Genomic DNA, 23,507 nt, shown 5'->3' with positions numbered 1-23,507 from the left:
AATTGTTTGACTCTTTATCACGACAGGGATCTCAAAACTGATAACATGTGTTAGCATAACCCTCCTTAAAAACGACGAATTATTCAATCGGCGTTTATTTGTACAATGAGTTACCAATCAACGGGGGAGTTTCATGTCCAATCATCTGGTCGTTACCGCACTGGGTTCAGATCGTCCTGGTATCGTCAGTAAATTTGCCAGACTCGCAAGCGAATGTGACTGCGATATTGTCGATAGCCGAATGGCTCTCTTTGGTGGCGAGTTTACACTGATCATGATGATTTCGGGCGCCTGGGCATCGATCACTAAGATGGAAGCCAGCTTGCCAGCCCTGAGTGTAGAACTCGGCCTGCTGACTGTTATGAAGCGTTGTTCACAACACACGCCGCCTAACTATATCTCTCGTCTCGAAGTCACCTTCAACGGTAAAGACCAACGTGGCACCATGAATCGAATCACCCAGTTCCTAGCGGATCGTTCGCTCGATCTTGCCGCAGTTCGCTCCCACGCCGAAGAAACGCCAGATGGCGAGCCTGTGCAGAATGTGTTCCTCACTATCAATGTGCCAGAAAAGGTCGATATCGAAAAACTCGAACAAAATATCGCCTCTCTCGCCGAAGAGATGAACCTAAGCTGCCATATCGAACGTATGCAGGGTATCGAAACACAACCTAAGGATGATCTATGAAGACCTTAATGAAAGGCGATGTCGCGCCAAACTTTACCTTGCACAATCAAAATGATCAGGCCATCAGTTTAACAGATGCCCTTAAACAGGGACCTGTGCTTGTCTATTTTTATCCCAAGGCACTCACCCCTGGCTGCACCGTTCAGGCCTGTGGCCTGCGAGATACCAAGCCTGAGCTAGACAACCTTAAGGTCACCGTATTTGGGATTAGCCCAGATCCTGTTGCTAAACTTGGCCGTTTCGCTGACAAGCATGAACTTAACTTTAGCCTGCTCAGCGATGAGGATCACGCTGTCGCCGACGCCTTTGGCGTTTGGGGAGAAAAGAAGTTTATGGGTAAAATCTACGATGGAATTCACCGTCTTAGTTTCCTCATCGGACAAGATGGCAAGGTGGCCCATGTATTTGATAAGTTTAAGACCAAAGATCACCATGAAGTGGTGTTGAACTATATTCAACAAAACAGTTAAGCATTGACTTACGAAAATCAAAAAAGCCGGCAATGCCGGCTTTTTTTAGATTAAATTATTTGATGTATGGCCATAATAACGCCGCAGCTATGCCCCACATGGTGAGACAGATAAAACGATCCAAGTAACACCATGCCTTAGGTTGTTTAAATAGCGGACTTAAATATCTCGCCCCTAGGCTCAGACCGAAAAACCACACAAATGACGCCAGCACCGCACCAGCTCCAAACAGTTGCCTATCCTCTTGCTCAAACTGAGTACTGATACTACCCAGCAGCACCACGGTATCTAAATAGAGATGAGGATTAAGCAAGCTTATACCGAGCGTCGTTAAAATCGCCGCCCTCAGAGTATCCGCTCCTTGCGTTGCCTCCGTATCCAGTCCCTGGGCATGAAACGAAGATCGTAAAGCCCGGGCTCCATAAGCCAGTAAGAAAATGGCGCCGCCAATGCTAGCGATATCCTTAATTAACGGAAATGCCAGGATAAGGTGGCCCAGACCCGCAACCCCGGCGGTGATCATCACCGCATCAATAAAAGAACACAGGGCTGCAATAGGCAGCGAATGCGACTGTTTTAACCCTTGTTTCAACACAAAGGCATTTTGTGCCCCCACGGCGATAATTAAGCTGCCGCCAACGCCAATCCCCTGAATAAAGGCTTGCACTTTTTACACTCCATCAATCTGTCACTGTTCAATGGCGGCAAGCATAGCCAGTCTGGATAAATAAACACAGCTAATAATTTTAATGTATCATTAGCACCGCTTATTATACCTATTGAGATCATTTATGCTGGATTATGCTCATTTAAAAGCCCTGAGTGTGGTGATCACTGAAGGGGGATTCGAACGCGCCGCCAAGGTACTCTTCATTACCCAATCTGCGGTATCACAACGAATCAAGGCTCTGGAAGAGCGTGTGGGACAAACCTTGCTGATCCGCAGTAATCCGGTACAGGCAACTCCCATGGGTAAACGTCTGCTGCGCCACTATGCTCAGGTGAGTCTGCTTGAGAGTGAACTTAGCGCCGAGATAGATGCCGACGATCCTTCGCTGCCCACAGTGGTTAAGATAGCCGTAAATGCCGATAGCCTGGCCACCTGGTTTCTACCCGCCATTGCCGAACTGTTTAAGCGCCACCGTTAGTTGTTAGAGTTGATCGTCGACGACGAATCCTATACCCATCACTTGCTTAAAAGCGGTGAAGCCGTAGGCTGTGTCACCACTACAGAGGCACCGCTAGCGGGCTGCTCCAGCGAATACCTGGGACAAATGGAGTATCAATGTGTTGCCACCCAAGCGTTTATCCAGCGTTACTTTGCCGATGGCGTGACCCCACAGAGTCTGCGACAGGCACCGGCGGTGGTGTTTTCCACTAAAGACAAGTTACATGAGAAGTTTCTCGGCGAATTTTTCGCCATCGAGCCAGAGCAGTGGCGCGAACATCAAATTCCCTCATCTGAAAGTTTTCTTGAGGCCATCATACAAGGCATGGGTTATGGTTTGGTCGGCCACCTGCAGGCTGAGCCTTTGCTAAAAAGCGGGGCTCTGCAAGTCATAGCGCCAAATTGCGCCATGAGCGTGCCCCTTTTCTGGCAGCACTGGAACATCAAGGCCAAACAAACCACGCTCGTCTATCGCGCCTTAGCGGCTACCGCTAAACAAGCCTTAAAGTAAAAGGGAACCTAAGATACAAAAAGGGAGCCAACAGGCTCCCTCTTAGGTCTAGTCAATCGGCGATTAACTGGCTGTCTGCTCAGTATTCTGGTCACCTTTATCGACCTTAGGCCAGGCATTGACCACAGCCTTTACCAGGGAGGCGAGCGGAATCGCAAAGAAGACGCCCCATACCCCCCAAAGACCACCAAATATCAATACCGCAGCGATAATAAACACAGGGTGCAGATCCACCGCATCGGAGAAGAGGATAGGCACTAAGAGGTTGCCATCAAGCGCCTGAATGATGCCATACCCCAACATCAGGTAACCAAACTCAGGACTCAAGCCCCACTGAAAAAAGGCCACCAGCGCAATAGGCAAAGTCACCAAGGTCGCGCCCACATAAGGGATGAGTACAGAAAATCCCGTTAACACACCAAGTAGGGCTGCATAACGCAGGTCCATCACCGCAAAGAAGATATAACTGGCCGCGCCGATGATCACTATCTCAATCACTTTGCCGCGAATATAGTTAAAGATCTGCTGATTCATCTCTACCCATACCTTACGAGCCAATTGACGATTGGAAGGAATAAAGCGCTTACTGCCTTTTATCAGCTCATCTTTATCTTTTAAGAAGAAAAACACCAATAACGGCACTAGAATCGCGTACACCATGAGCACTAACAAAGACGCCGAGTAGCCGAGGAGTTGTTTGCCCAGATCAAAAATATGTTGGGTATCAAGCAGCTTTTTAATCTCACCAACCGAGGCATCGAGCTGTTCTACACTTAAAAACTGTGGGTAGCGCTCGACAAAACCTTTGAGTGTAATAAAACCTTTATCCAACATGGTGGGCAGGTCTGTCACCAAGGCGACCCCCTGCTTCCAGATACTAGGCACCAGCCCGAAGGTAACAAGCAACATCACTCCCACAAACAGCACCAATACCAAAGAGGCTCCCGTCGTGCGGTTTATTCCTATTCTCACCATTTGTGCCACGGGCCACTCAAGCAAAAACGCCAGCACTAATGCCACTAGCAGCGGCGCCAATAAGCCCCCCGCAAAATAGATGGTCAAGGCGATCCCTAGCAAAATAAGTACTAAGGTCACTGCCTGGGGATCGCTAAATCGCTCTTTATACCAATTGGTAATTATCGAAAACATCTACACTTCCTAATTAGAAACCACTGCAAACAGAGCTTTATCTAGCCTCTGTTGCTAAATGACGCCATAAAAAACGGTTTAACTTACATTCATGCCTATCATCCAAATGAGATTAGGCGCCTTTCTTGATAGATAACACTAAAGCTTGTGCATCATTTTGTATCTCGGCAAATTGCCACTGGGCCTTCACCAGATACCTGGGCACATCTTGCCGTGAGCCTGCATCAGCTAAGGAAACCTTGAGTTCACCTTCATCTGGCAACTGTTTCAACGCCATCTTTAGCTTAACTAAGGCTAAGGGACATCGGTAGTGGGTTAAGTCAATAAAAGTCATAATGATCTTGCTAAAGGCAAACTCGCGCTATTATCCTAAGTCTCCAGTGAAACCACAAGCTAACAATATCGACATGCTGTACTGACTCGCTAGTGTCAGATTTTGCCAGCAAGCTGAACTAATTAGTGGCTTTGGGCTCCAATAATCAAAGTAAGTTACATATTAACCGCTAAGGATAAGTTTGAGTAAAGTAAACAAAGCAAAATCCCTGGTTGCCGGTGCACTGTCAATGGCACTGTTTTTTAACCCGCCCTTAGGTTTTGCCAACAATGACCTCCCAGATCTTGGCACGGCAGCGGTTAATACCTTCAGTTTGGAAAAAGAGAGCAGTTATGGTGACGCTTATATGCGGGTGATCCGCTCCTCGGCGCCCATGCTAAACGATCCTGTATTAAATCAATATCTCACCGAACTGGGTAACAGACTGGTGGCTCACGCCACAGGGGTGAAGACCCCCTTCTATTTTTTCATGCTGCGTAATGATGAGATCAACGCCTTCGCCTTCTTCGGTGGACATGTTGGCGTACATACGGGACTATTTCTCAATGCAGACAACGAAAGCCAACTAGCGTCGGTGTTAGGACACGAAATCACCCACGTTACTCAAAGGCACTTAGCGCGATCGATAGAGGCGCAGCAGAAGAGTTCACCCGCCACCATTGCGGGTTTATTAGGGGCGATACTGCTCACTATCGCCGCACCTCAAGTCGGTATGGCCGCCATGGCCACCACTCAAGCCTTGGCAACACAAGCGCAAATTAACTATACCCGTCTGCATGAAAAAGAAGCCGACCGCATCGGCATGCAGATCTTGGTAGATGCCGGTTTCGATCCTAACGGTGCGTCAGATTTCTTTGCCAAACTCGCTACCCGATACCGCTTTACCACTAAACCGCCTCAAATGTTATTGACTCACCCTCTCCCCGAGTCTCGTATCGCCGAAGCCAGAAACCGTGCCGCACAGTATCCCCACAGATATATCGCCGATAATCTGGACTTCCAACTCGCCAAGGCCCGTATTCAGGTGCGCTTCTCCAGCTACAGTGAAGAGGCCGCACTTGCCTTGTTTAAGGGGCAATTGAGGAAGAACAGCTATCAGTTTAGAGAGGCGGCGCAATATGGCCTCGCCCTCGCCTTACTTCGATCCGATAAGGCCGAGGAGTCTGAGAAGATCATTGATGAGCTTCTGACGAACGACCCTCACAATCTTTTCTATATCGATACCAAGACAGATCTGCTACTTGAAAGGGAGCAGCACCAGCAAGCGATTGATCTATTAACTCAGGAACGCAAGTTAAAACCCACTTCGCAGGTGATTAATATCAACCTGGCCAATGCACTGATTGAAGCGAATCAAGCTCGCAAGGCTATCCCCTTGCTGGAGGATATGATCTTCCTCGACAAACAAAATCAGTTGCCACTGCTACTGCTCAGTGATGCTTATAAGCAAACGGGTAATCGCGCCATGGAACATTTTGTTAAAGCCGAGTCTATGGCCTTGGCCGCCGACTACGACGGCGCGATCGATCAACTCAACTTTGCCTATCGTTTATCTGAGCAAAAGCCGCTGCAACTGGCAAAAATTGAGGCGAGAATTCGCCAATTTAAACAGTCCAAGAAGGCACTTGATCTACTTTAGCCCAGGAGGGTGAGCCAACTCCCTGTGACTCGGCTCACCTTTTCAAGTAGAATATCGGCAAATTTCTCTAACGGACCGAACAGTCATGACGCAAGTAAGCATTATTCATAACCCTCGTTGTTCAAAAAGCCGTCAAACCCTGGCACTACTCGAAGAACAGGGCTGCGACATCCAAGTCATCGAATACCTAAAAACCCCACTGACTAAGGTTGAGATCCGCAGCATCTTGGATAAGTTAGCGATCTCCCCACGGGAATTGATGCGTACCAAGGAAGAGGAATACAAAGCTCAAAACCTGGCGACAGTCGAAGAGGACGAGGCGCTTATCCAAGCCATGGTCGATACCCCTAAGCTGATTGAACGTCCTATCGTACTGGCCAATGACAAAGCAGCCATCGGCAGACCGCCTGAAAGCGTGCTGGCGATCCTATAGGTGCCACCTGATATGAGTTCAAAGACACTGTTTCAGATCAGCCGCGCCGCTTATGTTGCACTGCTTTTACTTATGATCGCTTGGTTTGGCAACCAGGGCCTCACCGGACAATACTCCTTAATCTTTAGTCTACTGTGGATCTTGCCACTGTTGGCACCGCTTAAGGGGATCTTAACCGGCAAGCCATATACCTATGCCTGGGCCAGCTTTATCATCTGTCTCTACATGCTGCATGGCTTAACCTTGCTCTATGTCACTGAGACCGCCCGTTTGTTTGCTGTGGTAGAGGTGCTGCTCCTGAGCTTGCTGATGGTCACTCTGCCCTTCTACGCCCGTATTCGTGGCCGCGAGTTAGGCTTGGGCCTTAAGAAACGTCAAAAATAGCAGATAGCGAATAAGACAGTAATACAGACAGCAAAAAGGCACCTTAGGGTGCCTTTCTTATGCCTGATGAACAGCAGCTTTTTACTGCTGCAGTTATAACCTAAGCATCTCTTTAACAAAGGGGATGGTTAACTTACGCTGATGAACTAAAGAGGCTTTATCCAAGCGGTCGAGTACATCAAACAGGGTGCGTAGATCTCTGGCTAAGCGGTTCAGCAAAAAGCGCCCCACATCTTCTGGTAACTGCAGGCCTCTCATCGCGGCACGCCTTTGCAAGGCAGCCAATTTCTCTTCATCGGCCATAGGTTGCAGTTGATAGGTGAGCCCCCACTGCATGCGCGATACCAGATCTGGCAAGGCAAAACCGCTCTCACTAGCTGAGGCGCTGGCGCTGACCACTAGGGCGCAACTCTTCTGCTCTGCGACTCGGTTATACAAATCAAATAGGGCTTCTTCCCACAGCGGATGGCCGGCAATGGCATCGATATCGTCAATACAGACAAGATCCACCTGCTCCAAGCCTTCTAAAAGCTCAGTAGAGATACTGGCATGTATCCCCAACGGCAGATAGAAACTGTTGCGATTAAGCTCATTGGCTCTGGCACAGGTAGCATGCATTAAATGGGTGCGGCCCGACTTAACCGGTCCCCAGAGGTATACCGCATTATTGGCGCTCCCTTCGGCACACCCCCGCAGGCTCTGGATTAGCTCGTCATTACCTGCCGCCGGATAATAACTGTTAAAGGTTTCATCGTCGGGCAGATAAACAGGTAAAGATAGCTGTAACGGTGAATGGGGTGACACGTATTCTCAATCTCGATGTAATTAGTACTATGCATGGGCAAGCAAACAATGGCCGCCCAGCTTACATTAACGGCCTTGCCAGATATACTCCTGAGGCGGAGTCTGTGACGATGATAACGGATCTAACATTGGCTCAGCATTCAACTTATCCTGGCTATGGATCCTTGGCTCGAGGCTAATGAGACGATATAGATCTTCCTCACTACCAAAAAGTTGCAATGAAAACTCCGCGGTGATCCCTTGCAAACGAGTCAGGGAAACAGACTTCACAGCACTGAGCTGGCGCAGATAGCTTTCAATATCCAGCAACTGTTGGCGGTCAGTAATGTCGATAAAGGTCACCTGTGTAGTGTTAGCCTCACCGCTATCGGCAATGGCATAACGCTCAACATAATACTGGCTAATGGCCTCAAAGATAGCGCTTAACGCGGCATCGACATCCACCACTTGAGCCGTTTGAGTGACCAATGGATTGAACAGAGGCTGTTCGCTACTGGCCGGATATAAGGTTAAGTTATAACTGAACTGACCGTCTGGAGTGCTATCAAGAGAGACCATCGCAAAATAATCGCTGTGATAACGCTGACTGGCCTTAGCGACCTGATCGGCAAACATGCCTCTGACATCATTTACACTAATGGCCATTGAATCGTCCAGATCCATAATAGGCAGCATCATAGGTAAACCTCGAGCCTGAGAAAAATCAGCTATCGAGGCGCGGTTTTCTGACAGGGAGGAGTCATTTAACAGTTCACGCTGACCGTCATTTTCTTGTGCCAACCAAAGCAAGGTCAATGGACGCTGCTTACCCCATACTGGAAGCTGGGCTTGCCTTAACAGATTGATGATCTTGGTATGATCAAACGATGCCTGCAGATATTGCTGGCCTTCCCGTTCTTGATAACCAAATTGACGTATATAGGCGGTAGGCTCGGCAATAGCTTGTTGAACCAGGGGGGCGTCGAGGGCCTCTCTATTACCGGTATTCTTCAATACCACATCTTGCATCGCCTGTTTTAAGGCTTGATTTTTCTCTTGCTGGCTGCGATCGGCAACCTTAACCGCACTCTTGTCGAGCTCGGCCACTTCAACCGCAGACGCCTTCAGACTCGATGCACACACAAGGGCAAAGATCACGACAGAAATAAGACTCTTAAACATCCGTATCTATTCTATTGACGAACACAATGGCGGGAGTGTAACACATAAGCCTAAGCCATGCCTGTGTTCGATAAGGGTCAAAAAGGCTTTTTTTGTCTCTTTGGCAAAGGCTCGCCGCAGAATGTGATCAAGATATGTGCAAACATCTTAGCAAAACGATAACATTGAACGGTTTAGCCTAAAAAGAGAATAACAATGAAACGTTTAGCAATTCCCCTACAGGGCGCACAAATGCTATTTGTCGCCTTTGGCGCACTGGTATTGATGCCGCTTCTTACCGGACTCGACACCAATGTTGCCCTGTTTACCGCAGGTATAGGTACTCTGCTATTTCAACTGGTCACAAAGCGTCAAATCCCCATCTTCCTTGCCTCCTCGTTCGCCTTTATCGCTCCTATCCTCTACGGCGCACAAACCTGGGGGATTCCAGCCACTATGGGCGGATTAATGGCGGCAGGCTGTGTCTATTTGATATTAGCCAGTCTGGTGAAATTAAGAGGTGACAGCTTTATTAAGCGCCTGTTGCCCCCTGTAGTTGTAGGCCCGGTGATCATAGTTATCGGTCTGGGTCTGGCCCCCGTAGCCGTTAACATGGCCTTAGGAAAGAGTGGTGACGGCTCGCTGGTTTTGGTGGATCCAGAACATGCCCTAATCATCTCTTTAGCATCACTGCTGACCACCATCGCCGTGGCAATCTTTGCTAAAGGCATAGTCAAACTCATGCCAATTTTAGCTGGAATCATAGTCGGCTACGGCCTAAGCCTCTTCTTCGGAGTGGTGGACTTCTCTCCAGTTGCCCAGGCAAGTTGGTTGGCCATGCCTAACTTTGTTGCCCCCGAATTTAACTGGCACGCGATCGCCTTCATGATCCCGGTCGCTATTGCTCCAGCGGTAGAGCACATCGGCGATATTCTGGCCATATCTAACGTGACAGGCAAAGACTACATGAAAAAGCCCGGTCTGCACCGTACCCTAAGCGGTGACGGCATTGCGACTATCGCTGCATCAGCCTTAGGTGGACCGCCAAACACCACCTACTCTGAAGTGACTGGCGCCGTTACCCTAACGAAATCCTTTAATCCTGTGATCATGACCTGGACCGCCATTACCGCCATCTTACTGGCCTTTATTGGTAAGCTTGGTGCCCTGATGCAAACCATTCCTGTTCCTGTGATGGGTGGGATTATGTGTTTGCTGTTTGGTTCAATCGCCGCAGTTGGTCTGAACTCCTTGATCAAAAATCATGTTGATCTCAGCGAGCCAAGAAACCTTTGCATCGTTGGTGTCACTCTGGTCTTTGGCATTGGTGGCATGGCATTTGGTATTGGTTCATTCAGCCTCACAGGTATCAGCCTTTGCGGGATTGTGGCCATTACCATGAACCTCCTGCTTCCTCAGAGTAAGCCACAACAAGAAGTTGCCTAACCTTTTGCTTTAGACACAAAAAAGCCCTTCTTAGGAAGGGCTTTTATCTATCGCTTGGTTAGGCCTGAGGCTGATTAAGCTTCGCCTTCTTCGCTCGCGTATTTCGCGGCGGTATCGGCGATCAAGGTTTGTAACTCACCCTTTTGATACATTTCAGTCAGGATATCACAACCGCCAATCAGCTCGCCTTCCACCCACAGCTGTGGGAAAGTTGGCCAGTTAGCATACTTAGGCAGCTCTGCACGGATATCTGGATGCTGCAAAATATCAACATAGGCAAATTGTGCACCGCAGTTGATCATGATCTGCGCCACTTGTGAAGAAAATCCGCAGCTAGGTAGCTTAGGAGAACCTTTCATGTAGAGGATGATAGGATTTTCAGCGATTTGCTGTTTGATTTTTTCTACAGTTTCGTTTGTGTCCATCTTCTTTCCTAAATTTTGCAGCAAAGCTACGTCAACAAATTTAGCCTATTGTACGCTAGGTTCTATCATAACAAAAACCTACTTTTTTCAGGGATATTGGTTAAGTTAGATTACCGATTGAATTAATCTAAAAAATCAACCAAACAATGATTCACATCACAATTTTATCAGGTAGAATGTGCCCTTGTGAGCAAACCTAAAAAGACAATTGAATGTCAATGGAGAAAAAACATGGCTTTTGAATTACCAGCACTGCCTTATGCGAAGAACGCACTCGAGCCCCATATTTCCCAAGAAACCATCGAGTACCACTATGGTAAGCATCACAACACCTATGTAGTGAAACTAAATGGTCTTGTTGAAGGCACTGAACTTGCCGAGAAGAGCCTAGAAGAGATCATCAAGACTTCTACTGGCGGCATCTTCAACAATGCAGCTCAAATCTGGAACCACACTTTCTACTGGAACTGTCTGTCACCTAATGGCGGCGGCGCAGCCACTGGCGATATCGCTGCTGCAATCGATGCCGCTTTCGGTTCATTCGATGCATTCAAGGCTCAGTTCACTGACGCAGCTGTTAATAACTTCGGTAGCGCTTGGACTTGGTTAGTTAAGAAGGCTGACGGTAGCGTTGCAATCGTGAACACCAGTAATGCTGCAACGCCTCTGACAGAAGAAGGCGTTACACCTCTGCTGACTGTAGACGTATGGGAACATGCCTACTACATCGATTACCGTAACGTTCGTCCAGACTACATGGCAGCGTTCTGGAACCTGGTTAACTGGGATTTCGTAAACAGCAACTTCGCTAGTTAATCCTCATTAACTACCTTAATTAAGGAGCCTTAGGCTCCTTTTTTTATGGGATTTTATCTATCGGTCTAACCCGGTTTCACTAAAGCTCCCTCAAGCACTCTTCATGCCTTATGACTAAGCCTTGTTATCTAAAGCAATCCACTGTCACCTGCTCACTACAGTTGCAACAATTGCATTTGCAACGATTTGTCATTGTTTTTATTGTACTTTTTTGATACCCAGATCTCATATTGCGACTATTATAAGTAGTAGGTCACTGATTTTCAGTTGTCCCTAAAGACATATCGTTGGCTTTTCAGGGGGTGGAACATGGGCATTTTCGAGCATTACCAACAGCGCTATGAAAAAAAACTAGACGAAGAGTATTCACTGCAAGAGTTTCTGTCTATCTGTAAAGAAGACAGGATCGCTTACGCCTCGGCTGCCGAGCGCTTATTAACCGCGATCGGCGATCCTGAGGTAGTAGACACATCCAAAGATCCGGTATTAAGCCGCATCTTCTCTAATCGGCTAATCTCCCGCTACCCTGCCTTTAAAGATTTCTATGGCATGGAAGACTCTATCGAGCAGATAGTCGCCTACCTCAAGCATTCTGCTCAGGGGTTGGAAGAGTCCAAACAGATCCTCTACCTGCTTGGGCCAGTAGGTGGTGGTAAATCCTCTTTGGCTGAGAAGCTAAAGTTCCTGATGCAAAAGGTGCCCATCTATGTCCTCAGTGCCAACGGTCAACGTAGCCCAGTCAATGACCATCCATTTTGCCTGTTCAATCCCGAGGAAGATGGCGAGTTACTTAAGAGCGAATATAATATTCCTGAGCGTTACCTGAAGACCATCATGTCCCCTTGGGCAGTTAAACGTCTGCATGAGTTTGGCGGAGACATCTCCAAATTCAAGGTGGTTAAAGTCTTCCCTGCCATTCTGGATCAGATAGGTATCGCCAAGACAGAGCCTGGTGATGAAAACAATCAGGATATCTCCTCCTTGGTCGGTAAAGTCGATATTCGCCAACTAGAACACTTCGCCCAGCATGATGCTGACGCCTACTCCTATTCTGGCGCCCTGTGCCGCGCGAACCAAGGTTTGATGGAGTTTGTTGAGATGTTTAAGGCGCCCATTAAGGTGCTACACCCGCTACTTACGGCCACCCAAGAAGGTAACTATAACGGTACCGAAGGTTTATCCGCCCTCCCCTTTAACGGCATTATTTTGGCTCACTCCAACGAGTCGGAATGGACCACATTTAGAAACAACAAGACTAACGAAGCCTTCCTTGATCGTGTCTATATCGTCAAGGTGCCATACTGCCTCAGGGTCTCTGAAGAGATCCAGATCTATGAGAAACTGCTAACCAACTCTGAGTTATCCCAGGCGCCCTGTGCCCCTTACACCTTAGAAACACTGGCACAGTTCAGTGTGTTGTCGCGCATCAAGGCACCAGAAAACTCATCGATTTACTCTAAGATGCGCGTCTATGATGGCGAGAGCCTCAAAGATACCGATCCTAAGGCGAAATCCTATCAGGAGTATCGAGATTACGCCGGTGTCGACGAGGGAATGCAGGGGCTGTCCACCCGATTTGCCTTTAAGATCCTCTCTAAAGTGTTTAACTTCGATCACAGTGAAATCGCCGCTAACCCTGTGCATCTCTTCTATGTGTTGGAACGGCAGATTGAGCAAGAGCAGTTCCCGCCGGAAACTGCCGAGCGCTATTTGGAGTTTCTCAAAGGTTATCTAACACCTAAATATATTGAATTTATCGGTAAGGAGATCCAAACCGCCTACTTAGAATCTTACTCTGAATATGGTCAGAATATTTTCGACCGCTATGTCACCTATGCCGACTTCTGGATCCAAGATCAGGAGTACCGAGATCCTGAAACCGGCCAACTGTTCGACCGCGCGGCCCTAAATGCCGAGCTGGAAAAGATCGAGAAGCCTGCCGGGATCAGCAACCCTAAAGACTTCAGAAATGAGATAGTCAATTTCGTGCTGCGGGCGAGAGCTAACAATGAAGGGTCCAACCCACTTTGGACCAGCTATGAGAAGCTGCGCACCGTCATCGAGAAGAAGATGTTCTCTAATACCGAAGATCTTCTCCCTGTCATCTCCTTCAATACCAAGACATCTACAGATGATCAGCGTAAACACGATGACTTCGTTAACCGTATGATGGAGAAAGGCTACACCAAGAAACAGGTAAGACTCTTGTCTGAGTGGTATCTACGGGTTCGTAAATCATCTTGATCACCCGTAAACGGGGAGCTTGCTCCCCGCTAGTCTTGGGAGGTGCGCATGGCTAATTTTATAGACAGAAGATTGAATACTAAGGGAAAGAGTACAGTCAATCGTCAACGATTCATTAACCGATATAAGCAGCAGATCAAAAAGGCCGTCAGCGATGCCGTTACTCGCCGCAGTGTCACCGACATAGATAAAGGCGAGAAGATCAGCATTCCGACCAAGGACATTAGCGAACCTTCGTTCCATCAAGGCCAAGGGGGGATGCGTGAACGCGTGCATCCTGGAAACGATCAATTCTCCCGTGGTGATAAAGTGGAACGCCCTCCCCAAGGTGGTGGGCAAGGCAGCGGTCAGGGAGATGCTTCAGATTCTGGTGAAGGTCAGGACGATTTCGTATTTCAAATCTCGAAAGATGAATATTTGGAACTGCTTTTTGAAGATCTTGAACTGCCAAATCTGCAACGCAATCGACTCAATAAACTAGTGGAGTATCAAACCTATCGCGCGGGTTTTACCAATGATGGGGTTCCAGCAAACATCAATATAGTGCGCTCGCTACGCTCGTCATTGGCTCGACGTATCGCCATGTCCTCGTCGAAAAAAGCCCTGCTGGCTGAGTTGAAAGCCGAACTTGAATTACTGGAGCAAACACCGGGATCCCAGGCAGAGAAGATCATCGCGCTGAAAGAGCAAATAGCAGAACTTGAAGCCAAGATCGCCAAGGTGCCCTTTATCGATACCTTTGACCTACGTTACAACAATTTTGCCAAGCGCGAGGTTCCCTCAAGCCAGGCAGTCATGTTCTGCCTCATGGATGTTTCAGGCTCCATGGATCAAGCCACCAAAGATATGGCTAAACGCTTCTATATCTTGCTCTATCTGTTTCTTACCCGTACCTATAAAAATTTGGAGGTGGTCTATATCAGACATCATACCCAAGCCAAAGAAGTAGACGAGCACGAGTTTTTCTACTCTCAGGAAACCGGCGGCACCATAGTCTCCAGCGCGCTAAAACTCATGCATGAGATCCAGCAAGAGCGTTACCCTGAAAGCGAATGGAACATCTATGCGGCTCAGGCATCAGACGGCGACAATTGGGCGGACGACTCACCAACCTGCCGACAACTGCTAGACAAGAAGTTACTGCCCGTGGTGCGCTATTTTAGCTATATAGAGATCACTAATCGCGCCCATCAAACCTTATGGCGCGAATATGAAGGACTACAAAAGACTCACGATAATATTGCAGTTCAACACATCAAACAGGCAGAAGACATTTACCCTGTATTTAGAGAACTGTTTAAGAAACAAGCTGTTTAGGGGGCCTTATGAGTTCAAAAAAGCGCACAGTATTAGATGACGGTCCAGATTGGACGTTCGAATTGCTGGAATCTTACCTCACCGAAATTGAACGCGTGGCGGCCCACTATCGACTCGATACCTATAAAAATCAAATCGAGGTGATCACCGCAGAACAGATGATGGACGCCTATGCAGGCATAGGTATGCCTATCGGCTATACCCATTGGTCTTTCGGAAAGAAATTCATCGAAACTGAACAGGGGTACAAACGCGGCCAAATGGGGTTAGCCTACGAAATAGTCATTAATTCCGATCCCTGTATCGCCTACCTAATGGAAGAAAACACCATCACAATGCAGGCGCTGGTCATGGCTCACGCCAGTTTCGGTCACAACAGCTTTTTTAAGAACAACTACCTATTTAAAACCTGGACTGACGCCGGCTCCATCATAGATTATCTGGTCTTTGCCAAGAACTATGTCAGGGAGTGTGAAGAAAGATACGGCGCCGAACAGGTGGAAATCATTCTCGACTCCTGCCATGCCTTGATGAGTTATGGCGTCGACCGCTATAAGCGTCCGAGCGAGATATCCCTGAAGGAAGAGAAGGTTCGCCAAAAAGAGCGTGAAGCCTATCTTCAAAGTCAGGTCAACGATCTCTGGCGCACTATCCCGCTGTCACCTGATGTCAAAAAGCAGAAGGATGTGCCCAACTTTCCAGCCGAACCTCAGGAAAATATTCTTTATTTTATCGAGAAGAATGCACCGTTACTCGAACCCTGGCAACGGGAGATCGTCCGTATCGTACGTAAGATGGGACAATATTTCTATCCCCAGAAACAGACTCAGGTAATGAATGAGGGATGGGCGACCTTCTGGCACTACACCATACTCAATCACCTCTACGATGATGGCCTGGTCACCGACAGGTTTATGATAGAGTTTTTAAAAAACCACACTAACGTGATTGCACAACCCAGCTATAACAGTCCCTACTACTCAGGCATCAACCCCTACGCCTTGGGCTTCAATATGTTTGTCGACATACGTCGTATCTGTGAATCACCAACCGAAGAGGATAAGCGTTGGTTTCCGGAGATCGCCGGCAGCAACTGGCTAGACACGCTTCACTTTGCCATGGAAAACTTTAAAGATGAGAGCTTTATTAGCCAGTACCTGTCACCCAACATCATACGTCAGTTCAAGTTTTTCAGTATCTTAGACGATGACAAGAAAAACTACCTCAGTATCTCGGCGATACATGATGATATCGGCTATCAAGAGATACGTCAGGCACTGTCGCAACAGTATAATTTATCGAACATCGAACCTAATATACAGGTGCAAAGCGTAGCTATTTCCGGCGATCGCTCCTTAGTCTTAAGGTATATTCCAATCAATCGTATCCCGCTACATGAGAGCAGTCATGAGGTCGTAAAACACCTACACAGGTTATGGGGCTTTAATGTCACCTTGGAAGAGATCAATGAACTAGGGGAGCCCATTGTTATCGCGAGCTGTCCCGTAAAGCCAAAACAGACCGAATAGACTTGCTGCAGACATAAAAAAAGCGCCTCTCGGGCGCTTTTTTTAATTTCAAATACGCGATTAAGCGTAAACGAAATCTACGTGCTCAATCATAGGCTTGAACGCGTGACGTTGCATAGCTTGAACACGAACTTTAACTTCTTTACCGTCTAGAACGATAGTGATGTCGCTGTTGTAAAAATCATCATTCGCTTGAATGTTGATGATTGAACGGTGTTCGAATTCAATAGAAACGGCTTCTTTGCCCGCACCATAAATAACAGCAGGAACTTTACCAGCATGACGTAGGCGGCGGCTCGAACCTTTCCCTATTTCAGTACGGGTTTGTGCGGTAATTGTGTAAGACATAATTTACTCACTTAATAAATAGTAATATAGGTGGTCACCGTTTTCGACCAACAGTGACCTCATTTAAAGCGAGCGAATACTAGCACAGTGCATCGGCTTTAACAAACATAAGTTGTTTAGCCTCTCCTTTTGACTACCAGGTCCGCACTGGGCCTGTATCGACATGAACGAAACCAGAGCTTGGATAATAGCCGACACCGCCAAGTTTCAGAGAAACCGCTGCATCACGTAAATCCTTAAGGTTCACGTCAGGCAATGCAATATCCATCGCCATTCCCTTCATGTGATAACTCTTCTTCGCCACACCTGAGCTTTTGTTGGCCAACATCTGATTGGTCCTAGGCGAGCGATAGCCAGAGATCACATGAAAGTCCTCATCGACCTGCAATGTTTGCTTTAACGAAAACAACAGGTCAAACAGGCGCTTATCCATCGGCGCTGCTTCATTTTGACGATGATCGCGCAATAAATGATTAAAATCACTTAAGGTATTTGTTTGATAATCACCATCGATCCAATAGCTTCCCTGCCCCCGCTCTCCAGTATGCCGGTTATAAAACCCTAATGACCTCACACCTTGAGTCGAACGACTCGCTCGTGCTTTAGACGGCACCATAGAAAACATTGCTACACCACCCAGGCCTAATAACAACTGCCTACGTGCAGGACAAACTATCGTCACATTAACACCACCGATTACTTTTTGAACAAAACAGCGGACAAATTACCCGTTATTGCCAAGGAGATCAAGTATTAGTTTTTGCTGTAGGCCAGATAAACACTGGGTTAGCGGCTATTTTGAGGCTTGTAGATCGAGGCTAAAATTCTGATTCTTTTTATATATATCTTCTCTAAATTGGGCGATGTTGTTTCCATCAACCCAAGAGGTCCAATAGACAAGGTGGATAGGCAAACCCGAGTCAAAAGCAAACCACTGTGTCTTTTCGCGCTCTATCTGCATCCGTACCCAGGTCTGTTTATCTCGCACTAAATGAGACGCCATCCAGTTGGCCAGTTGCTCAACCTTCTCTACCCTGATACAACCCGATGACAGCGCCCTATCGCTGCGGGCGAACAGATCCTTGTCTGACGTATCGTGGAGATAAACACTGTACTCATTGGGAAAGAAAAACTTATAACGTCCAAGGGTATTCCCTACACCTGGCTTTTGCACCAAGCGATAGGGAAACTTACCTTTGGCAATATCCGCCCATTCATCATCGGACTTGGTAACCCGATCCCCCTGATAGTCAAACACCTCAAAATTTCGACTGGTGATATAGCTGCCATCTTCACGCACCTTAGGTAAAAGATCATGGGTTAACAGCCTTCGCGGAACCCGCCAACTGGGGTTGAGCACCAAGTTTTTTATCTCACCGCTGATAATAGGCGTTTGACGATAAGGTTTGCCGACAATCACCTTAGAGCGCAAGGCCACTCTGTTGTCATCAACCAGTAGCATCTCGTAGGCGGGTATATTGATCAGCAGATAACGGTCGCCAAGATTGGCCAGAAATTCGGCGCGACGAATAAAATTATACGCCAACAGCTGCGCGCGCGCCTTAGGGTCGCGATTTAGCCATCTCAAGGTTGCCGGGCCTATGATGCCATCTTGCTTTAGGCCATGGCGCGCCTGAAACCTCAGTACCGCCTCTTCGAGTAATGCATCATAAAAGTACGAACCAGTCTCCCCTTGAGGATAGTCGCCTAACGCCTGCAAACGGCCTCTAATCTCACTAATCGCTCCATGAGTGTCTCCGGGCTTTAACCAACCTTGAGGGGAGATCATCCCCCAGGGCTGATGCTGAGCCAACCATAAGAGATAGCGCACTCGATTACTTAACATCAAATAGTCAGGAACTTGAGGCTCACTGGCGATAACCGCCGCATAGGGATCATTTTGTGTCAGTGGCAGAATGCCTGTAGCAATGCCTTGTTGATGCCAGAACTGAGAGACAGCTTCGGCAATGGAATAAATACGTGCAGGAGATAATGGCTGCTCATCACTTAGCTGTTGACGATAAGCTGAAAACTGGCTTTTACCACTCGCCAAAGTGATCACCTCAAGCTGATTGAGCAGTGATTCATTGGCCGCGGCAAGGCGCTCATCGGCAAAAGCTTGAGGTGGCAAACCTAATAAAAGCAAGATGCAAAGCAGTCTAACAACCATAATGACCTCCTTGGGTAATTATGGCTCATAGATTTAACGCCAACCTAGCCGACTAAAGACGGATTTTTTATAAGCTAATACCCGATCCAAACAAATCGGGCACTCATAACTGTATTTTTGAGATGCTGGTTAACTGAGAGTCGAGCGTGTTATTAAGGTTTTTCCCGTGCCAGGGTAATATCTTAGCTGCCAATTCTCACTACCTTTAGCCCGGTTGTCACGAATATAATTAAAGTAGCAATAGGTGTTACTCTCATCGATCTTTCCGCCTGAATACCAGTAAACAATATCGTTACTGCCGCCAAAAGCTGCATCACCATGTAAAGCTAACTGGTATTCGTTATTATCGAGTAAGCCTTGCCAAAGTTGACGGCAAAAATCCCCTTGCAACTGTGTTCCATTGTTTCCACCGGTCTGAGTTGCCTGCCCTAAAGGATAGCCTGTCGTGGTCGAGTCTAGAGTGCCGTCCCCAAAACAGGCCAGATCCAATACATGACCACTGGCCCCCGAAGCGGCCCAACAGCTGTGATAAAGAGATACACCGGAAGTAAAGGCGGCAAACGCTCCCTTAGCTGCACTATCATGAGCATCCTGGCTGACCGAAATAAATCTAGGCACAGCAACCACAGCAAGAATCGCCAAAATGACAATTACCACCACTAATTCAACCAGAGTAAACCCACTTACTTTACGCATCTCGCTTATGATCCTTATTAAGCTGACTCAGATAACTATTGTATAGCTTTGTTGTAAAAAGCCGATCGGTTAAAGTTATAAAATGAGATAGAACATTGATTTTTATAGAATAAGAACAAACAAAAAGGCCTCAACATAGGTTGAGGCCTTTTTGTCATCAATTGATGGTACCCGAGGCCGGACTTGAACCGGCACGCTGTTACCAGCGAGGGATTTTAAATCCCTTGTGTCTACCAATTCCACCACTCGGGCAAAGTGTGTTTTATCGCAAAGTTGCATTAAAACATAAAGTGGAGGCGCGACCCGGAGTCGAACCGAGATCGACGGATTTGCAATCCGCAGCATAGCCATTCTGCCATCGCGCCTTAGGCTAAGATTGGAGCGACATATCGGGTTCGAACCGATGACCTATACCTTGGCAAGGTATCGCTCTACCAACTGAGCTAATGTCGCCTATTCATCTTATTTCGCGTCAGTGTCTTACAACTTGTTTCCCCTGACTGCGGATTGGCATTCTACCGATTTACCCTCAAGTGTCAACGCTCTATTTCACCTTAATTTGTCGTTTGCACACTTAGTGATCGCATTGCATTTTAATTGTGCGATTCGTCGGTAAGATCAGACCAAGCCGCCATGATATAACTCACCATCGACCAGAAGGTTAACACGGCCGCGACATAAAACAGTGCAAATGCCAAATAAGTCAAAAAGGGATTGGGCTGCCAAATAAGCCCTATGATAGCTATCATCTGGGCTGCCGTCTTATATTTACCGATCCAGGAGACGGCAACGGCGCCCCTTTTTCCTATTTCAGCCATCCATTCCCTTAGCGCAGAAATCACTATCTCACGACCAATCATGAACAGCGCAGGCAAGGTTAACCAGATACTCTGATATTCAGCCACGAGCAGCACCAGCGCCGTGGTCACCATGATCTTATCGGCTACAGGATCGAGGAAGGCCCCAAAACGGGTCGATTGCTTTAATTTTCGAGCCGCATAGCCATCTAATGCATCAGTCACAGCAGCCAACCAAAACACCAAAGCGGCCGCAAGGGGTGACCAAGAATAAGGCACATAAAAAAGCACTACGAAAACAGGTAGTAATATTAATCTAAAAAACGTGAGAGCTATCGGTACATTAAACGGCATGTGAAAACCAATTATCTAAAAGCAGCGCCAATCTTGCCTTAATTTTCTCACCCTCGCAACGCATCATGTATTGTTTGTGCCATTTCTAGGCTAATGCCCGGCACTTTTGACAATTGCGCTACGCTGGCCCCTTTAACTTGCTGTAATCCCCCCAGGTATTGCAACAAGGCCTTGCGACGTTTTGGTCCAACACCGGGTATGGCTTCAAGTGTCGATGTATTACGCGTCTTTTGGCGTTTATTGCGATGACCCGTTATCGCAAACCTATGTGATTCGTCGCGAATATGTTGGATAAGATGCAGCGCCCCTGAATCTGCTGGCAGGTGGAAGGCTATCTCATTTTCGCCATAGATGAGCGTCTCAAGTCCTGGTTTACGTCCCTCCCCCTTGGCGACACCTATCAGCGTGGGAGCTACGTCCAAGTGCGCAAACTTCTCATTAACGACTTTCTGAGCGATCCTGAGCTGACCCATACCGCCGTCAATAAACAAAATATCAGGGATCTTGCCATCGGCCTCAATCTTATCGAAACGGCGACTGATCGCTTGCTTCATTGCAGCGTAATCATCCCCTGGGGTGATCCCAGAAATATTATAGCGACGATACTCACCTTTGCTTGGCCCTTCTCGATTAAATACCACACAAGAGGCCACGGTACTCTCGCCCATGGTATGACTAATATCGAAACACTCCATGCGACTAATAGCCTGAGTCTGCTCAAGCGCCTCTTCTAGCAACAAGAAACGCTCTTCCACGGTATTTTGATGAGACAGGCGGGTTTCCACTGCATTCTTGGCATTGGCATCGGCAATGCGCAAAAAGCTGGCACGCTCGCTGCGCACCTTGGTCTTGATCAGCAGTCGCCTGTTTGAGGCCTGCTCGATCGCCTGCTCAAGTTCATGGATATCCTCAAACTCGTGACTGACAATTATCTCTTTTGGCAGGGTTCTCTGGCTATCCAGATTAAGGTAAAACTGCAACATAAAGGCGCGTAGCACTTCACTCACTTCAGTTTCATCAGGTACTGCCGGGTAATAGCTGCGACTACCGAAGATCTTGCCGTTCCGAATAAACAGCAGATGAAAACAGGCGATACCCGAGGCGTAATAGGCACCAATGACATCCATATCCCCCGAATCGTTTGACACCTCCTGCTGCTCGGCCACGCGGCGCAGTGCACTTATCTGATCGCGAAAACGGGCCGCCTCTTCATAGTGCAGCGCTTGCGCCGCCTGCTCCATCTTGGCCACTAAAGTCGCTATTACCTGTTGATCCTTACCGCGAAGAAATAGCATTGCCAACTTAACCTGCTCGGCATAATCTTCATCGCTAATCTTGCCCACACAGGGCGCGCTGCAGCGGGCTATCTGATATTGCAGGCAAGGACGCGAACGCGCTTTATAGTAAAGATCGTCACACTGACGAATAGGAAATAGCTTCTGCATCAGATGCAGGCTCTCTCTTACTGCACCGCCATTCGGATAGGGGCCGAAATAGAGTCCCTTCTCCCGCTGAGGCCCACGATGATAGGCCAGACGAGGATGGCGGTGACCACTTAAGAAGATATAGGGGTAAGACTTATCATCACGCAGCAGCACATTGTATCTGGGCATATACTGCTTGATGTAATCGTTTTCCAGGATCAGTGCATCGGTTTCACTGGGCGTCAGGGTCACATCGATATTGGCAATATGGGACACCAATGCCTGGGTCTTCACATTAGGCAAATTACGCCTGAAATAGGAACTCAGCCGCTTCTTAAGATCTTTTGCTTTACCCACATAGATAACGACGCCTTGAGCGTCATACATGCGATAGACGCCGGCTGAAGAGGAAACGGTTTTTAGAAATTGGGACGCATTAAAAGTATCTGTCACATCAAGGCCATAACACAGGGGTTAACACACTAAAATTGGCCTGTATCTAACATCTTGTAGCGAATGGCCAGTCGGGTTAGTTCCACATCGCCACTGATCCCCAACTTAGCAAACAAACGATAGCGATAGCTATTGACTGTCTTGGGACTCAAGTTGAGTTGCTCAGAGATATCACTCACCCGCTCGCCGCTGGTGATCATCATCATGATCTGCAGTTCGCGTTCAGATAACGACTTAAACGGATTTTCTTCCGACTGATTAAACTGACTCAGCGCCATCTGCTGAGCGATCTCTGGAGATAGATAACGTTGCCCGTGAGCCACCTGACGAATGGCCTGGATCACCTCGGGCGGTGTGGCTCCCTTGGTCAGATAACCAGACGCCCCCGCTTGCATTACCTTGGTTGGAAAAGGATCTTCGGTATGTATGGTCAAGACGATGATTTTAGCATGGGACTGATAGCGTAAGATTTTGCGCGTCGCCTCGAGGCCCCCAATACCCGGCATATTCATGTCCATCAGGATCACGTCAGCCTCATTGTTTCGACACCACTGCACCGCAGACTCGCCATCCCCTGCTTCGCCGACAACCTTGATCCCGCGCTCATCTTCTAAGATGCGGCGGATTCCTGTTCTTACTAACTCATGGTCATCAACTAAATATACAGAAATCAACTTCAATCTACCCTGTCAGCGAATACCTAACCTACATGAATGGCGCGTAGGAACACTCTGTAATTTAGCCCAAATGGGGTAAAGAAGAAAGCGG

At 47.7% G+C, this 23,507-nt stretch carries 23 protein-coding genes, 3 tRNA genes and 1 pseudogene; 11 read left to right on the top strand and 16 right to left on the bottom strand.

The features are described 5' to 3' along the window. Positions 1–133: 133 nt before the first annotated feature. On the top strand, positions 134–688 hold the full coding sequence (locus NY07_RS05660; protein ID WP_033538371.1) for a glycine cleavage system protein R: 555 nt from the start codon (positions 134–136) through the stop codon (positions 686–688). Next, positions 685–1,158, top strand: a complete 474-nt coding sequence (gene bcp / locus NY07_RS05655; protein ID WP_033538370.1) for a thioredoxin-dependent thiol peroxidase — start codon at positions 685–687, stop codon at positions 1,156–1,158. The genes NY07_RS05660 and bcp overlap by 4 nt, the downstream gene beginning before the upstream one ends. Before the next feature lie 55 nt (positions 1,159–1,213). On the opposite strand, the gene NY07_RS05650 is transcribed toward bcp, so the two are convergent. Then, a complete protein-coding gene (locus tag NY07_RS05650; protein WP_033538369.1) occupies positions 1,214–1,825 on the bottom strand; it encodes a LysE/ArgO family amino acid transporter in 612 nt (203 codons plus the stop codon). A gap of 124 nt (positions 1,826–1,949) precedes the next feature. Here NY07_RS05650 and NY07_RS18865 point away from each other — a divergent pair. After that, positions 1,950–2,837: pseudogene (locus tag NY07_RS18865) on the top strand (LysR family transcriptional regulator ArgP). 63 nt (positions 2,838–2,900) lie between these two features. Here the strand turns inward: NY07_RS18865 and NY07_RS05640 are convergent. Together NY07_RS05640 and NY07_RS05635 are read right to left on the bottom strand one after the other, a co-directional pair. Then, positions 2,901–3,986, bottom strand: coding sequence for an AI-2E family transporter (locus NY07_RS05640; RefSeq protein WP_033538368.1), 1,086 nt, complete (start codon positions 3,984–3,986; stop codon positions 2,901–2,903). 112 nt (positions 3,987–4,098) lie between these two features. Beyond that, the gene (locus tag NY07_RS05635) at positions 4,099–4,320 is read right to left on the bottom strand and encodes a sulfurtransferase TusA family protein (RefSeq protein ID WP_033538367.1); all 222 of its coding nucleotides are present in this window, start codon (positions 4,318–4,320) and stop codon (positions 4,099–4,101) included. Between the two features lie 229 nt (positions 4,321–4,549). On the opposite strand from NY07_RS05635, the gene NY07_RS05630 reads away from it, so the two are divergent. The 3 genes from NY07_RS05630 to NY07_RS05620 all read left to right on the top strand — a co-directional run bounded on the left by NY07_RS05630 (position 4,550) and on the right by NY07_RS05620 (position 6,776). Beyond that, positions 4,550–5,959, top strand: coding sequence for a M48 family metalloprotease (locus NY07_RS05630; protein ID WP_181404216.1), 1,410 nt, complete (start codon positions 4,550–4,552; stop codon positions 5,957–5,959). An 85-nt stretch (positions 5,960–6,044) separates the two neighbouring features. Next, on the top strand, positions 6,045–6,392 hold the full coding sequence (gene arsC / locus NY07_RS05625) for an arsenate reductase (glutaredoxin) (protein WP_033538365.1): 348 nt from the start codon (positions 6,045–6,047) through the stop codon (positions 6,390–6,392). 12 nt (positions 6,393–6,404) lie between these two features. After that, on the top strand, positions 6,405–6,776 hold the full coding sequence (locus NY07_RS05620; RefSeq protein ID WP_033538364.1) for a DUF2069 domain-containing protein: 372 nt from the start codon (positions 6,405–6,407) through the stop codon (positions 6,774–6,776). 93 nt (positions 6,777–6,869) lie between these two features. Here NY07_RS05620 and hda read toward each other — a convergent pair whose 3' ends face one another. Continuing rightward, positions 6,870–7,580, bottom strand: a complete 711-nt coding sequence (gene hda / locus NY07_RS05615; protein ID WP_033538363.1) for a DnaA inactivator Hda — start codon at positions 7,578–7,580, stop codon at positions 6,870–6,872. Between the two features lie 66 nt (positions 7,581–7,646). Further along, a complete protein-coding gene (locus tag NY07_RS05610; RefSeq protein WP_033538362.1) occupies positions 7,647–8,741 on the bottom strand; it encodes a DUF2066 domain-containing protein in 1,095 nt (364 codons plus the stop codon). Between the two features lie 195 nt (positions 8,742–8,936). On the opposite strand from NY07_RS05610, the gene NY07_RS05605 reads away from it, so the two are divergent. Then, a complete protein-coding gene (locus tag NY07_RS05605; protein ID WP_033538361.1) occupies positions 8,937–10,166 on the top strand; it encodes a uracil-xanthine permease family protein in 1,230 nt (409 codons plus the stop codon). 74 nt (positions 10,167–10,240) lie between these two features. On the opposite strand, the gene NY07_RS05600 is transcribed toward NY07_RS05605, so the two are convergent. Next, the gene (locus NY07_RS05600; RefSeq protein ID WP_033538360.1) at positions 10,241–10,591 is read right to left on the bottom strand and encodes a Grx4 family monothiol glutaredoxin; all 351 of its coding nucleotides are present in this window, start codon (positions 10,589–10,591) and stop codon (positions 10,241–10,243) included. 231 nt (positions 10,592–10,822) lie between these two features. On the opposite strand from NY07_RS05600, the gene sodB reads away from it, so the two are divergent. The 4 genes from sodB (at position 10,823) to NY07_RS05580 (ending at position 16,497) form a co-directional block, all read left to right on the top strand. Further along, positions 10,823–11,407, top strand: a complete 585-nt coding sequence (sodB, locus tag NY07_RS05595) for a superoxide dismutase [Fe] (protein ID WP_033538359.1) — start codon at positions 10,823–10,825, stop codon at positions 11,405–11,407. A 309-nt stretch (positions 11,408–11,716) separates the two neighbouring features. Beyond that, the gene (locus NY07_RS05590) at positions 11,717–13,651 is read left to right on the top strand and encodes a PrkA family serine protein kinase (RefSeq protein ID WP_033538358.1); all 1,935 of its coding nucleotides are present in this window, start codon (positions 11,717–11,719) and stop codon (positions 13,649–13,651) included. A 48-nt stretch (positions 13,652–13,699) separates the two neighbouring features. Continuing rightward, the gene (locus NY07_RS05585) at positions 13,700–14,968 is read left to right on the top strand and encodes a YeaH/YhbH family protein (protein ID WP_033538357.1); all 1,269 of its coding nucleotides are present in this window, start codon (positions 13,700–13,702) and stop codon (positions 14,966–14,968) included. Positions 14,969–14,976: 8 nt separating this feature from the next. Next, positions 14,977–16,497: a SpoVR family protein gene (locus tag NY07_RS05580; protein WP_033538356.1), complete on the top strand. Its 1,521-nt coding sequence runs from the start codon at positions 14,977–14,979 to the stop codon at positions 16,495–16,497. Between the two features lie 60 nt (positions 16,498–16,557). Here NY07_RS05580 and rplY read toward each other — a convergent pair whose 3' ends face one another. From rplY to uvrY, 10 genes are all read right to left on the bottom strand, one after another. Further along, a complete protein-coding gene (rplY, locus tag NY07_RS05575) occupies positions 16,558–16,845 on the bottom strand; it encodes a 50S ribosomal protein L25 (protein WP_033538355.1) in 288 nt (95 codons plus the stop codon). 133 nt (positions 16,846–16,978) lie between these two features. Beyond that, positions 16,979–17,527, bottom strand: a complete 549-nt coding sequence (locus tag NY07_RS05570) for a DUF882 domain-containing protein (RefSeq protein ID WP_033538354.1) — start codon at positions 17,525–17,527, stop codon at positions 16,979–16,981. 111 nt (positions 17,528–17,638) lie between these two features. Then, positions 17,639–19,015, bottom strand: a complete 1,377-nt coding sequence (locus NY07_RS05565) for a L,D-transpeptidase family protein (RefSeq protein WP_033538353.1) — start codon at positions 19,013–19,015, stop codon at positions 17,639–17,641. Positions 19,016–19,144: 129 nt separating this feature from the next. Further along, a complete protein-coding gene (locus NY07_RS05560; RefSeq protein ID WP_081953777.1) occupies positions 19,145–19,711 on the bottom strand; it encodes a prepilin-type N-terminal cleavage/methylation domain-containing protein in 567 nt (188 codons plus the stop codon). Between the two features lie 165 nt (positions 19,712–19,876). Next, positions 19,877–19,963 (bottom strand) — tRNA-Leu (locus NY07_RS05555). Positions 19,964–20,002: 39 nt separating this feature from the next. Further along, positions 20,003–20,076: transfer RNA gene (locus tag NY07_RS05550), tRNA-Cys, on the bottom strand. A gap of 12 nt (positions 20,077–20,088) precedes the next feature. After that, positions 20,089–20,164, bottom strand: a tRNA-Gly gene (locus NY07_RS05545). A gap of 140 nt (positions 20,165–20,304) precedes the next feature. After that, on the bottom strand, positions 20,305–20,862 hold the full coding sequence (pgsA, locus tag NY07_RS05540) for a CDP-diacylglycerol--glycerol-3-phosphate 3-phosphatidyltransferase (RefSeq protein WP_033538351.1): 558 nt from the start codon (positions 20,860–20,862) through the stop codon (positions 20,305–20,307). Between the two features lie 47 nt (positions 20,863–20,909). Continuing rightward, positions 20,910–22,739 (bottom strand): excinuclease ABC subunit UvrC, encoded by a 1,830-nt coding sequence (gene uvrC, locus NY07_RS05535; RefSeq protein WP_033538350.1) that lies wholly within the window; start codon positions 22,737–22,739, stop codon positions 20,910–20,912. A 29-nt stretch (positions 22,740–22,768) separates the two neighbouring features. Beyond that, on the bottom strand, positions 22,769–23,413 hold the full coding sequence (gene uvrY, locus NY07_RS05530; RefSeq protein ID WP_033538448.1) for a UvrY/SirA/GacA family response regulator transcription factor: 645 nt from the start codon (positions 23,411–23,413) through the stop codon (positions 22,769–22,771). Positions 23,414–23,507: the final 94 nt, after the last annotated feature.

The organism is Shewanella sp. ECSMB14101, from assembly GCF_000773485.1.
In the GTDB taxonomy this organism is placed as follows: Bacteria; Pseudomonadota; Gammaproteobacteria; order Enterobacterales; family Shewanellaceae; genus Shewanella; species Shewanella marisflavi.
Note: the sequence above shows the minus strand (reverse complement) of the source record. Positions and strands in the feature narration are given on the sequence as shown.